General features: G+C 72.0%; 12 protein-coding genes. 6 read left to right on the top strand and 6 right to left on the bottom strand.

Going from position 1 to position 12,013, the window contains the following annotated elements; translation table 11 throughout:
• The first annotated feature begins 168 nt into the window (after positions 1-168).
• The 3 genes from ABZ342_RS35335 (at position 169) to ABZ342_RS35325 (ending at position 1,894) form a co-directional block, all read left to right on the top strand.
• Positions 169-969 (top strand): hypothetical protein, encoded by an 801-nt coding sequence (locus ABZ342_RS35335; protein ID WP_360482525.1) that lies wholly within the window; start codon positions 169-171, stop codon positions 967-969.
• A gap of 65 nt (positions 970-1,034) precedes the next feature.
• Positions 1,035-1,388 (top strand): VOC family protein, encoded by a 354-nt coding sequence (locus tag ABZ342_RS35330; protein WP_360482522.1) that lies wholly within the window; start codon positions 1,035-1,037, stop codon positions 1,386-1,388.
• Positions 1,373-1,894: a GNAT family N-acetyltransferase gene (locus ABZ342_RS35325; protein ID WP_360482520.1), complete on the top strand. Its 522-nt coding sequence runs from the start codon at positions 1,373-1,375 to the stop codon at positions 1,892-1,894. The genes ABZ342_RS35330 and ABZ342_RS35325 overlap by 16 nt, the downstream gene beginning before the upstream one ends.
• Here ABZ342_RS35325 and ABZ342_RS35320 read toward each other — a convergent pair.
• Positions 1,889-3,292: a PLP-dependent aminotransferase family protein gene (locus ABZ342_RS35320; protein WP_360482517.1), complete on the bottom strand. Its 1,404-nt coding sequence runs from the start codon at positions 3,290-3,292 to the stop codon at positions 1,889-1,891. The two genes, ABZ342_RS35325 and ABZ342_RS35320, sit on opposite strands and share 6 nt — an antisense overlap.
• Before the next feature lie 47 nt (positions 3,293-3,339).
• Between ABZ342_RS35320 and ABZ342_RS35315 the strand changes: the two genes are divergently transcribed.
• Positions 3,340-3,798: a carboxymuconolactone decarboxylase family protein gene (locus ABZ342_RS35315; protein ID WP_155541504.1), complete on the top strand. Its 459-nt coding sequence runs from the start codon at positions 3,340-3,342 to the stop codon at positions 3,796-3,798.
• The gene (locus tag ABZ342_RS35310) at positions 3,795-5,159 is read left to right on the top strand and encodes an MFS transporter (RefSeq protein ID WP_360482514.1); all 1,365 of its coding nucleotides are present in this window, start codon (positions 3,795-3,797) and stop codon (positions 5,157-5,159) included. The genes ABZ342_RS35315 and ABZ342_RS35310 overlap by 4 nt, the downstream gene beginning before the upstream one ends.
• Before the next feature lie 104 nt (positions 5,160-5,263).
• On the opposite strand, the gene ABZ342_RS35305 is transcribed toward ABZ342_RS35310, so the two are convergent.
• Positions 5,264-6,724, bottom strand: a complete 1,461-nt coding sequence (locus ABZ342_RS35305) for an MFS transporter (RefSeq protein WP_155541502.1) — start codon at positions 6,722-6,724, stop codon at positions 5,264-5,266.
• 86 nt (positions 6,725-6,810) lie between these two features.
• Here ABZ342_RS35305 and ABZ342_RS35300 point away from each other — a divergent pair, with 86 nt between their 5' ends.
• On the top strand, positions 6,811-7,185 hold the full coding sequence (locus ABZ342_RS35300) for a MarR family transcriptional regulator (RefSeq protein ID WP_155541501.1): 375 nt from the start codon (positions 6,811-6,813) through the stop codon (positions 7,183-7,185).
• Position 7,186: 1 nt separating this feature from the next.
• Here the strand turns inward: ABZ342_RS35300 and ABZ342_RS35295 are convergent, their stop codons facing one another.
• From ABZ342_RS35295 to ABZ342_RS35280, 4 genes are all read right to left on the bottom strand, one after another.
• Positions 7,187-8,548, bottom strand: a complete 1,362-nt coding sequence (locus tag ABZ342_RS35295) for a trypsin-like peptidase domain-containing protein (RefSeq protein ID WP_360482510.1) — start codon at positions 8,546-8,548, stop codon at positions 7,187-7,189.
• Between the two features lie 112 nt (positions 8,549-8,660).
• Positions 8,661-9,191, bottom strand: coding sequence for a cyclodeaminase/cyclohydrolase family protein (locus ABZ342_RS35290; RefSeq protein ID WP_360482507.1), 531 nt, complete (start codon positions 9,189-9,191; stop codon positions 8,661-8,663).
• Positions 9,192-9,206: 15 nt separating this feature from the next.
• On the bottom strand, positions 9,207-11,642 hold the full coding sequence (locus tag ABZ342_RS35285) for an FAD-dependent oxidoreductase (RefSeq protein WP_360482504.1): 2,436 nt from the start codon (positions 11,640-11,642) through the stop codon (positions 9,207-9,209).
• Between the two features lie 13 nt (positions 11,643-11,655).
• Positions 11,656-12,013, bottom strand: a 358-nt coding sequence (locus ABZ342_RS35280; protein WP_360482501.1) for a formyltransferase family protein, incomplete at its 5' end; no start/stop codon positions are given.

Raw genomic sequence — 12,013 nt, 5'->3', positions numbered from 1 at the left:
ATCCCGAGGTGAAGGAATTGCGCGGTGCGGCCGTCTCGGTGACCGTACGAAACTGCGTAACATTGTCGCTTGACGCCCGTCCCACATGGGTAACAGCACGATGGCGGATCGCGGAGACGATTTCGCCGTCCCCGAAACGGCGAACGGCACCGAACGGAGACGTAACCCGTGCGCACGATGTACGACGCGGTCACGGCCGCGAACATCCCCGCCGGCGCGCAGATGGTCGCGGGATACATCGACAAGATCCAACTCGAACCCTGGTCGGCCGCCGACTGGGCGCGCTTCCCGAACGCGGTCAAGGTCACGATCGTCAAGAAGGCATCGACCAACGACGGTCACGTCCTGGACGTCGAACCCGGCGACGCCGGCCCGGGCGAGGCACCGGGCTGGGTCCGGATGCGCCGGGCCGCCGGCGCGGACCCCACGATCTACTGCAACCTCTCGACCTGGCCCACGGTGCGCTCGGCGTTCTCGTCGGCCGGCGTCGCCGAGCCGCACTACTGGATAGCGCACTACAACGGCGATCCCGCCATCCCGGACGGCGCGATCGCCAAGCAGTACCGCGGGGACGTCGCCCCGGGCTACGACGTCTCGTCCGTCGCCGACTACTGGCCCGGTGTGGACGGAAACGGGTCCGCCTCGACTGGAGTGGAGATCATGGAGCGCATCACCGTCACCCCGCCCAACGCCAACCAGAACACCGTGCGGGTGTTCCTGTCCGGCAGCCCCGGCGCGGCGATCGTCATCCGGCCGCGGCTCGGCGGTGACGGCTTCTCGAAGCCGATGTGGGTCGGCGACATCTTCGCCTGGGGCAACGACCACCAGGGCGTCGGCCACAACCCGACGCAGGTGGCGGGCTACAACAACAAGCTGACCTCGCACCGGCGCTACGACCTGCCGGGCGCGGTCTGGGCCGACATCAACTACAGCGCGGCCGACCCGTTCGAGCTCGACATCGTCGGATAGCACGGGGTCCGGGGCCGCCCCGCGTGTCGGCGGCCCCGGATTCCCGGCCGTGGCAGGATCGCGGCATGGAACGCGTGCTCGGCATCGGTGGGTACTTCATCCGCGCGGCGGACCCGGCGGCCGTGGGTGCCTGGTACCGGGACTGCCTCGGCCTCGACGCCGGCTCGGCCGAAGTGTGGCAGCAGGAGGCCGGGCCCACGGTCTTCGCGCCGTTCGAGGCCGCGACCGACTACTTCGGCGCCCGGTCGCAGCAGACCATGCTCAACTTCCGGGTCCGCGACCTCGACGCGATGCTCGCACAGCTTCGCGAGAACGGCGCCGACGTGGCCGAGGAGACCCAGGACATGGACGGCATCGGCCGGTTCGGCTGGGTCACCGATCCCGAAGGCAACCGCATCGAGCTGTGGCAGCCGTCCTGATCGTGCCCGGCCACGAGCGGATGCCGTGCCACCTCGAGACCGAGCGGCTGATCCTGCGGCCGTGGACCGAATCCGACGCCGGCGCGCTCAGCGCCCTGCACGCCGAACGCGGCAACGGGACACCGGAGGTCGAGGACATCCGGGCCCTCATCGCGAAGCAGCTCGCCGCGACGGCGAAGACCGGAATCGCCCTGCTGCCGGTCCGGCGCCGGGACGAAGGCGACTTCATCGGCTACTGCGGGTTGATCATCGGCCGTGCCACCCTCGAGGAGCCCGAGATCGCGTACGAGCTGTTCCGGCGCGCGCACGGGCGCGGCTACGCCACGGAGGCCGCCGAAGCGGTGCTCGGCGCCGCGAAAGCGACCGAGCGGCAACGGCTCTGGTCGACCGTCGGCGCCGGGAACACCCCGTCGCTCCGCGTCCTCGAAAAGCTCGGGTTCGAGCGGGATCACGTTTCCACCGAGGACAACGGTGCAGTGGTCCGGCTCACGCGCTCGCTGCTATGACGCGGGCGGGAGTGCGCGGCACAGCGCGTCGATCGCCGCCGGGTACGCGTGTTCCGGCGGCGTCGCGTAGCCGACCACCAGTCCGTCCATTGTGGACATGGTGCTGCCCGGGTGCCGGAACGCCGCCAGGCCGTCCAGCGCCAGCCCTTGCCACGCGGCGGCTTTCAGCGCGGACCGCTCGGTGCCGGGCGGCAGCCGCAGCACCGCGTGCAGCCCCGCGGCGATGCCGGTCGGCACCACGTGCGGCGCCCGTTCGGCCAGCGCCTCGACGAGGACATCGCGACGGCGGCGGTACCGCTGCCGCATCCGCCGGATGTGCTTGTCGTACGCCCCCGATCCCAGGAACTCGGCCAGGGTGAGCTGGTCCAGCACCCCCGCCCACGCCTCGCGCTCCCCCTTCACCGCCAGCACGGCGTCGACGAGGTGCTCCGGCAGCACCAGCCAGCCGAGCCGCAGCGCCGGGGAAAGGCTCTTGCTCACCGAACCGGCGTAGACGGCGTGCTCGGGGGCGAGACCCTGGACCGCGCCGACGGGCTTGCGGTCGTAGCGGAACTCGCCGTCGTAGTCGTCCTCGATGAGCACGCCGCCGGTCGCGCGGACGTGGTCGGCCACCGCGGTGCGGCGGTCGTGGTGCAGCGGGCCGCCGGTCGGGAACTGGTGCGCCGGCGTCAGCAGCACCGCCGGCGCGTCCAGCTCCTCGATGCGGGCGCCTTTTTCGTCCAGGGCAAGGGGAATCGTCTCGACGCCGGCCGCGGCGAGGATCGAGCGGTGGAACGCTAGGCCGTACGCCTCGACGGCGAGCGGGCCGCGCAGCACCGCCGGGAACAGCAGCCGCAACGCGTGTGCGAAGCCCGAGCACACGACGATCCGCTCCGGTGACGTCCGCACGCCGCGGGCTCGCGCGAGGTAGCCGGCCAGTGCTTCCCGCAGTTCGCGCCGCCCTCGCGGGTCGCCGGGTCCGAAGGCGTCGTGCGGGGCGACGCTCAGCGCCCGGCGCGCGGCGGTGAGCCATTCCGGACGCGGGAACGACGTCGCGTCCGGCTGGCCCTGCCGCAGGTTGTGCCGCGGCACCGGAGGACCCGGCGCGTTCTTCGGCGCCCGGGCGGCCGGGAGCGGTTCGGCCCGCGCGGCGACGCGGGTGCCCGAGCCCTGGACGGCGGTCAGCCAGCCCTCGGCGACCAGCTCGGCGTACGCGTCGGCGACGGTGTTGCGCGCCAGCCCGAGGTCGGCGGCCAGCGACCGGTAGGGCGGGAGCCAGGTGCCCGGGGCGAGGCGCCCGGCGCGGACGGCGTCGCGCAGCGCGGTGATGAGCGCGGCCCGTTTGCCGCCGGTGCCCGCCAGCTCGAGGTGCAGGTCGGCGCCGAGCCGCTCCCCCAGATTGACCCATGATTCCGGCACGGAAATGCACCCTACACGGAGGTCAACCGGGCCCTAGATTTCTGGTCATGACGAACTCCCGCCTCAACTTCGCCAAGTCCGCCCCGAAGGCCTTCAAGGCCCTGATCGGCTTCGACGCCGCCGCCCGCGCCGGCCTGGACCCCGCGCTGGTCGAGCTGGTCCAGATCCGCGCGTCGCAGCTCAACCGCTGCGCCTACTGCCTGCACATGCACACCTCCGACGCCCGCAAGGCCGGCGAGAGCGAGGAGCGGCTGCACATGGTCGCCGTGTGGCACGAGGCCGGTCACTTCTTCAGCGAAAAGGAACAGGCCGCGCTGGCCCTCACCGAAGCGGTGACCCTCATCTCCGGCGGCGTCCCCGACGACGTCTACGCCCGCGCCGCCGGCCAGTTCGCGGAAGACGAACTGGCGCAGCTGCTCGCGCTGATCTTCACCATCAACACGTGGAACCGCATCGCCATCACGACGGCGAAGGTGCCCGGCACGGACGAGCGGGTGGCCCGGTGACCCGCCGCCCGGGCGCGGTGCTGGCGCTGCTGGCGTTCGCGCAGCTGATCATCTCCCTCGACTACAACATCGTGTACGTGGCGCTGCCGGACATCGGCCGCGAACTCGGCTTCTCCGCCCAGAGCCTGCAGTGGGTGGTGAGCGCGTACGCCGTGGCGTTCGGCGGGTTCCTCCTGCTGGGCGGCCGGGCGTGCGACCTGTTCGGCCCGCGCCGGGTGTTCGCCGCCGGGTGCACGCTCTACGCCGGGTCTTCGCTGGTGGGCGGGCTGGCCGGGGATCCCGGCCTGCTCGTCGGCGCCCGGGCCGGGCAGGGCCTGGGCGGGGCGCTGCTCTTCCCCGCGACGCTGACACTGGTCGGCACGCTGTTCGCGGCCGGCCGTGACCGCAACCGCGCGTTCGCGGTGTGGGGTACCGCGGGCGGCAGCGGGATGATCCTCGGTTCGCTGCTCGGCGGCGTGCTGACGCAGGTCTCCGGCTGGGCGGCGGTGTTCTTCGTGAACGTCCCGTTGGCCGCGGCGGCCGCGGTGCTGGCCTTCGCGCTCTTGCCCGGCGACCCCGCCCGGGCGCCCGGCCGCCGGTTCGACCTCGGCGGCGCGCTGACCGCGACGCTGGGGACGACGTCGGTGGTGTTCGCGCTGGTCGAAGGCCCCGAGCTGGGCTGGGCGTCGGTGGTGGTCCCGGCTTCCGCCGGTTTCGCGCTGCTGGCCGCGTTCGCGGTGATCGAGCGCCGCAGCCGCGACCCGCTGCTGCCGTTGCGGCTCCTGCGGGAGCGCAACCTCGGCACCGGCGTCGTCGTGACGTTCCTCTACATGGGCACGTTCGGGACGCTGCTGTACTTCCTCACCGCGTACTTCCAGGGCGTGCACGGCTACGGTGCGCTGGCGACCGGGCTCGCGTTCGGCGTCCCGATGGTCGCGATCGCGGCGGGTTCGCAGGCGGCCGGCCGGCTGGCCACCCGCTACGGCACGCGTCCGACGCTGGTGGTTTCGCTGGTCGTCGGCGGAGCCGGGGCGGCGCTGCTGGGGCTGTCGATGACGGCGGAAGCGTCGTACCTCGCGGTGGTCCCGGCGCTGGTGGTGCTCGGGCTGGGCCAGGGAGCGGGCTACACGCTGATGTTCGGCGCGGCGGCCGCCGGGATTCCGGTGTCGGCGCAGGGAATCGCGTCCGGAGTGGCGTCGACGGCCCAGCAGGTCGGCGGCACGGTCGGGCTGGCGGTGTTCGTGGCCGTGGCCAACGCGGGAACGTCCGAAGTGGATGGTCTGCGCACGGCGGTGCTGCTGGCCGCGGCGGGCATCGCGCTGACCGCGCTGGCGGCGCTGCGGTTCCGCGGCTCCCGGCCGGGGGTGGCGATCCCGGCCTGAGCAGCCCCCGTTTTCCATGCTAGCCGAGGGCACCGACAGGATCCGGTGCCGTTCGGCCGCGGAAGAGCCACCATCCCCCGCGATGGTGGCTCTTCCGCGTGGTTTCAGTCCGCGAGAGCCAGCAGGTCTTCCGGCTCCAGGACCGGCTCCTCCGCCTCCCGCTTCCGGGCCACCAGGCCGCTGATCGCGATCAGCAACCCCAGCACCGCGATGCCGGTGACCACGCTCAGCGCCGGCGTCAGGCCGGTGAGCAGGGCTGCCGGGGAGGCCTCACGGCCGCCGTTGGCAGTCAGGACCGCCGTCACCACCGCGAGCCCGATCGCGCCGCCGACCTGGAGAGACGTGTTCAGCAAGCCGCCCGCCAGCCCCTGCTCGCTGTCCGAAATCCCGGCCGTGGCCTGGATGTTGAGCGAGGAGAACGCCAGCGTGAAGCCGATGCCGAGCAGGATCATGCTGGGCAGCACGAACGCCGCGTACCCCGAGTGCTCGTCCACCCGCAGGAACAGCGCGTAACCCAGCACGTGCGCGACGACGCCCGCGAAGATCGTGCGCGGCGTGCCGACGCGGTCGATCAGCGGCTCGATGCGCGGTGAGCCGAACGCCACGATCAGCGCCGCCGGCAGGAAGCCGAGCGCGGTCTGCAGCGCCGACCAGCCGAGCACCCGCTGCAGGTACAGCATCACGACGAACTGGAACCCGATGTACGCGCCGAAGAACAGCGCGCCGCCGAGGTTCGCCCTCGCGAGCGGTCCCGAGCGGAGAATTCCCAGGCGCAGCAACGGGTGGCTGCTGCGCTTCTCGATGACCACGAACGTCACCAGCAACGCGAGCGCGACGGCGAACGTGATCAGCGTGCGCGGCGCGGCCCAGCCGATCTCGGGTGCCTCGACGACGCCGAACACCAGCAGCAGCGAGCCGGCGGCGCCGGTGATGGCGCCCGGGAAGTCGTAGCCGCGGCCCTCTTCCTTCGCGTAGCTCGGAATCAGCTTCCACGCGGCGACGAGGGCGACCAGCGCGATCGGCGCGGGCAGCAGGAACGTCCAGCGCCAGCCGACCTCGGTCAGCAGGCCGGAGAACACGAGCCCGGCGGAGTAGCCGCTCGCGCCGAACACGGCGAAGATGCTGATCGCCTTGTTGCGGGCCGGGCCTTCCTGGAACGTCGTGGTGATGATGGACAGGGCGGCCGGGGCGGTGAACGCGGCGGCCAGGCCCTTGATGAAGCGGCTCGCGATGAGCAGCGCGCCGTCGTCGACGAGGCCGCCGAGCAGCGAGGCCAGCGCGAACACGGCGACGGCGACGAGGAACACGCGACGCCGGCCGAGCAGGTCGGCGGTGCGCCCGCCGAGCAGCAGCAGGCCGCCGTAGCCCAGGACGTAGCCGCTGACGACCCATTGCAGCGCGTTGGTGGACAGGCCGAGGTCGGCCTGGATGGCGGGGAGCGCGACCCCGACCATCGACACGTCGAGCGCGTCGAGGCCGATGACGATCGAAACGGTGAGCAGGACACCCCAGAGACGTGCGTCCCACCGGGTCGAGGTGGTGGACAAGGACACGGAAGAGCTCATGTCGGCGACAGTACATGCACGCGCATCTAATGTCTAAGCATTTAATGTATTTGCATCTGATGTCCGTGCATGCTAGGTTGGTCGCCGTGAGCGACGTCGCTGAGCAGGGTCTGGTCCAGGAGTGGCACGAGTTGCTGGCCCGCTACTCGGCCGTGTTCACCACGCTCGAGTGCCGCCTGCAGGAGCGCCACGGGATCGGCGCGAACGAGTTCGAAGCCCTGGAACGGCTCGCGACCTGCGACTTCAAGTGCCGCTCGGCCGACCTCACCGGCGCCATCCACCTCAGCCAGAGCGCGACGTCCCGGCTGGTCGCCCGCCTCGAGAAGGAAGGCCTGGTCGAGCGCGCGCTGTGCGAAGTGGACCGGCGCGGCATCTTCGTGACCCTCACCGACGCCGGCCGCGAGCGCTACCTCGCGGCGAAGCGGACGCACCGCGAGGTGCTCAACGAGACCCTGCGCTGACTCAGCCCACGGGCCCCTCGGCCGCCGTCACCTGAACCTGCCGCTGCCCGCCCCCGGCACTGGTCACCGTCAGCGTCAGCTTGTCGCCCGGGTGGTGGGTGTCCATCACGTTCGTCAGCGTCGTCGCCGAGTCGATCGGCTTGCCGTCGATGGCCGTGATCACGTCGCCGGCCGCGAGGCCCGCCCGCTGCGCCGGCCCGCGCGCGACGACGTCGCGGATCCGGGCCCCCTGGCCATCGGAGACCGAGACGCCGATGAACGCCGTCTTGCCGATGTGGATCTTGTCCGACGCGGTCCCCGCGACGATCCGGTGCGCGATGTCGACGGCCTGGTTGATCGGGATCGCGAAGCCCTGGCCACCGGCGCCGCTGCGGCGCCCGTTGAGCTGGTAGCCGGTGGACGCGGCGGTGTCGACGCCGATGACCTGCGCGTTCGCGTTGACGAGCGGGCCGCCGGAGTCACCGGACTCGATGTTCGCGCGCACCTGGATCAGGCCGGTGAGCTGCTCGGACGACCCGCTGGACTCGTCGGAGGCGGTGATCGACCGGTCGAGCGCGGTCACCGTTCCGGGCGCCGGGACGGGGTCGCCGCCCTTGCCGCCGGCGTTGCCGAGGCCGAGGATCTGGTCGCCGACCTTCACCGTGGACGAGTCGCCGATGCTCGCGGTGGGCAGGCCGGACGCGTCTTCGAGCTGGATGACCGCGACGTCCTCGCTGCGGTCGTACCCCACGACGTGCGCCTGGTACGTGTCCCCGGTGCCGATGCTGGTGACCTTGATGCTGGTCGCGCCGGCGACGACGTGGTTGTTCGTGAGCACCTCGCCGTCGGCGGTGAGCACGATGCCGGTGCCCGCCGCGGCCGCGCCCTGCAGGCCGAGCTCGGTGTTGATGTTGACGATCGCCGGGTTGACCTTCGCCGCCACGGCGTCGGCGTCGAGCGCGGTGGCCGACGCGCTGGGCTGGCCGGAGAAACCGAAGTTCTGGTTGCCGCTCGCGCTCGGGGTGGTCGAGGCGGAGATGAGGTGCCCGATGCCGAGCCCGGCGACGACCGCGATGGCCACCGCGACGACGGCGAAGGTCAGCGCCCGCAGCGGACGCCGTCGCGGCGGCTGCGGGACGGGCGGCGGGTAGCCGTACCCCGGTTGGCCGTAGAACCCCTGGGGCTGGGTGTACTGCGGCGGGTACGGGCGTCCCCACTGGTCACGGGCCTGGCCGTACTGGTGGTCGTAGGGCTGCTGCCCGTAGTACTGCTGCCCGCTGGGGGGCTGCTGGTCGTAGTAGCCCTGGCCCTGCGGGTATTCGCCCTGGCCGTAGCCGTACGGGTACCCGCCGTCGCCCTGCGGCCCTCGGTCGTACTCGCTCATGCACAGCTCCAGCCCTCGACAAGCCTCCGGCCGTTCCAGGAAACCCCGCGATCCTGAGAATTTCCTGGCGCGGTTCCATGGAGTTGCTGTGGATTACCCGGCGAGGTCGAAGCTATCCCTCCCGGAGGGCCGTGGTGAGGCGATCGGCCCGGGCATGGATCGCGGCGACCGTCTCGCGCAGGACCGCGTCCTCCGGCAGGCCCGCGGAGAGCACCTCGATGCTCACCCCGGCGGTCGCCGCCGCGGCACGGGCCGCTTCCGCCGCGGCCGCGAGATCGGTCGCGACCCGCGGCCCCGGCGGCACGCGCTCGGCGAGGTCCAGCACCACCGTCGCCCCCGCGATCACGTCCGCCGGCGGGACGCGGGCGCCTCGCCGGGCGTCCGTCAGCGCGCGGTCGCGGAGGTCGCCCGCCGGCTGCCGCTCGGCGCGGGTGACCGTCTTGGCCGCGTGCGCGTCCTTCTCCGCCAGCCGCAGCGCGTGCATGCTCAGCGCCTCCGCTTCGGCCACCACCGCACGCTCCTCGGCGCAGCGGGCCACCAGCGCCGCGGCCTGGGCGACGTGCAACGCGGCCGTCACGCCCCCGCCCGGGGAGTCGGGCGAAGCGAGGGCCTTGAGGAAGTCGGTCATGGTCTGGTCACGCATCGCCGTGCCTTCCGTCTAGCGCCGGATCCGTTCCATGCCGGGGTCGACCAGCGGCTCGGCGGCCACGGTGGCCGCGACCCGGCGGCCGAAGTACTCGATTTCGACACCGCTGCCGACGTCCGCCGACGCCGGCAGCCACGCGTACGCGATCGGCCGGCCGATCGTGTAGCCGTACGCCGCGCTCGTGACGTAGCCCGAAGCGACCCCGTCGACGAACACCGGTTCCTTGCCCAGCACGACCGTGCGGCCGTCGTCGACCGTCAGGCACCGCAGCCGCCGCGACGCCGTGTCCTCGCTCCGGCCCTCGATCGCGGCGCGCCCGAGGAACTCGCCCTTCGCCGGGCGCACGGCGAAGCCGACGCCGGCTTCGTACGGGTCGTGCTCGGTCGTCATGTCGGTGCCCCACAGCCGGTAGCCCTTCTCCAGCCGCAGGCTGTTGAACGCCGCGCGGCCGGCCGCGATGACGCCGAGGGGCTGCCCGGCCGCCCACAGCGCGTCCCACAGCCGCAGGCCGTTGTCCGCGCTCGTGTAGATCTCCCAGCCGAGTTCGCCCACGTAGGACAGCCGCATCGCGACGACGGGGACACCGGCGATCCGCGCCTTGCGGGCCCGGAAGTACTTCAACCCGGTGTGCGAGAAGTCTTCCCGGCTCAGCGGCTGCACGAGGTCACGCGCGAGCGGGCCCCAGACGCCGATGCAGCACGTCCCGCCGGTGATGTCCCGGATCCGGACGCCGTCGGGCGCGTGCTTCACGAGGTGGTCGACGTCGATGTTCCCGTTGATCCCGGCCTGGAACAGCTCCGGCCCGAGGCGCGCCACCGTGACGTCGCTGCGGACGCCGCCCGCCTCGTCCAGCATCAGCGTGTAGGTGACCGACCCGACCGACTTCTCCAGCTGGTTCGTGTTCAGTGACTGCAAGAACTCCAGTGACCCACTTCCGCTGACCTCGACGCGCTTCAGCGGCGTCATGTCGTACAGCGCCACGCCGTTGCGCGTGTGCCACGCCTCGGCCGCCGCGATCGGCGAGTGGAACTGCGCCGACCACGCGTCCCGCGCCGGCGGCAGCGCGTCGTGCGGCAGCTTCTTCAGCAGCGGCGCATTGGCCTCGAACCAGTGCGGCCGCTCCCAGCCACCCGCCTCCAGGAACACCGCGCCCAGCTCGCGCTGCCGGGCGTGGAACGGCGTCACGCGCAGGTCGCGCGGGGAAAGCTTGGGCTGCAACGGGTGCAGGATGTCGTAGACCTCGACGAAGTTCTGCTGCGCCGTCTCGCTCACGTACGACGGCGCGAGCTGGACGTCCTCGAAGCGGTGGACGTCGACCTCGTGCAGGTCGGTCTCCGAACGCCCGTCGACCAGCAGCTCGGCGACGGCCTTGGCGATGCCCGCGGAGTGCGTCACCCACACCGCTTCGGCGAGCCAGAACCCGCGGACGTCGGCGGACTCGCCGACCAGCGACTGGCCGTCGGGGGTGAACGAGAAGATCCCGTTGAACCCCTCTTCGACCTTCGTCTGCCGCAGCGCGGGCAGCAGCAGCTTGCTCTCCTCCCACGACGGCGCGAAGTCGTCCTCGGTGAAGGGCAGCATCGACGGCATCGCCGTCTCCGTCACCGAGTTGTCCAATGTGGACTCCTCGACCGGCATCGGCCGGTGCGCGTAGGAGCCGATGCCGATCCGGTCGACGTGCTCGCGGAAGTACAGGTCCTGGTCCTGGTGACGCAGGATCGGCAGGCTCGCTTCGACTTCCTCGGTGTTGCGGCCGACCAGCTCGTCGACCCGGCCGGTCTTGACGTACTGGTGCGCGAGCGGCAGCAGCGGGACGTCCATGCCCACCATCGCGCCGATCTCACGGCCCCAGAACCCGGCGCACGACACGACGACGTCGGCCGGGAAGTCACCCTGGTCGGTCCGGACCCCGGTGACGCGCCCGCCCTCATGCAGGACGTCGGTCACGCGGGTCGACCCGACGAACCGAGCACCCCGCGAGGTGGCCCGCTCGGCCAGCACTTCGACGGCCTTCGCGGCCCGCGCCAGCCCGTCGGTCGGCGTGTGCAGCGCGCCGAACACCTGCGAGCCGTCGAGCAGCGGCCACCGGCGGACGCACTCCTCGGCGTCGATGATCGAGCCCGGGACCCCCCAGGACGTCGCCCAGCCGTGCTTGCGCTTGAGGTCCTCCCAGCGCGCCGGCGTCGTCGCGACCTCCATGCCGCCGACCTGGAGGAAGCAGTCCAGGTCCAGGAGCTTCCCGACGGTGTACTTCGCGAACTCCGTCATGCTCTTGGAGGTGTTGGTCTGGAACACCAGGCCGGGCGCGTGCGACGTCGAGCCGCCGGTGCGCGGCAGCGGGCCCTGGTCGAGGACGGTCACGTCGGACCAGCCCCGGGTAATCAGCTCGTCGGCCAGGTTCGCGCCGACGATGCCGGCGCCGATGATCACGACTTTCGGTGCGCTCATGGCGGGACTCCTTCTACCGGAACACAACAGTGCTGTTGCCGTTGAGCAGGACGCGGCGTTCGCAGTGCCAGCGGACCGCGCGGGAGAGGGCGAGGGCTTCGGCGTCGCGGCCGACGGTCACGAGCTCGCGCGGCGAGTACGTGTGGTCGACGCGCTGGACCTCCTGCTCGATGATCGGGCCCTCGTCGAGGTCGGGCGTGACGTAGTGCGCGGTCGCGCCGACGTACTTGACGCCCCGGTCGTAGGCCTGGTGGTAGGGCTTGGCGCCCTTGAACCCGGGCAGGAACGAGTGGTGGATGTTGATCGCGCGGCTACGACCCCCTCGGCGCCGTCGCGAGCATCGACGCGGCCCTGGCGGACGAGACGCTGCT

Origin of the sequence: Amycolatopsis sp. NPDC005961, from assembly GCF_040629235.1 — a bacterium.
Taxonomy (GTDB): Bacteria; Actinomycetota; Actinomycetes; order Mycobacteriales; family Pseudonocardiaceae; genus Amycolatopsis; species Amycolatopsis camponoti.
The sequence above is the reverse complement of the archived record's forward strand: the minus strand, read 5'-3'. Positions and strand labels throughout refer to the sequence as shown.

What these genes read in the sequence shown, in the direction of transcription:
- ABZ342_RS35305 (WP_155541502.1), bottom strand. Translation starts at nt 6,724, where the DNA reads ATGAGCTCTTCCGTGTCCTTGTCCACCACCTCGACCCGGTGGGACGCA.
- ABZ342_RS35315 (WP_155541504.1), top strand. Translation starts at nt 3,340, where the DNA reads ATGACGAACTCCCGCCTCAACTTCGCCAAGTCCGCCCCGAAGGCCTTC.
- ABZ342_RS35285 (WP_360482504.1), bottom strand. Translation starts at nt 11,642, where the DNA reads ATGAGCGCACCGAAAGTCGTGATCATCGGCGCCGGCATCGTCGGCGCG.
- ABZ342_RS35295 (WP_360482510.1), bottom strand. Translation starts at nt 8,548, where the DNA reads ATGAGCGAGTACGACCGAGGGCCGCAGGGCGACGGCGGGTACCCGTAC.
- ABZ342_RS35290 (WP_360482507.1), bottom strand. Translation starts at nt 9,191, where the DNA reads ATGCGTGACCAGACCATGACCGACTTCCTCAAGGCCCTCGCTTCGCCC.
- ABZ342_RS35330 (WP_360482522.1), top strand. Translation starts at nt 1,035, where the DNA reads ATGGAACGCGTGCTCGGCATCGGTGGGTACTTCATCCGCGCGGCGGAC.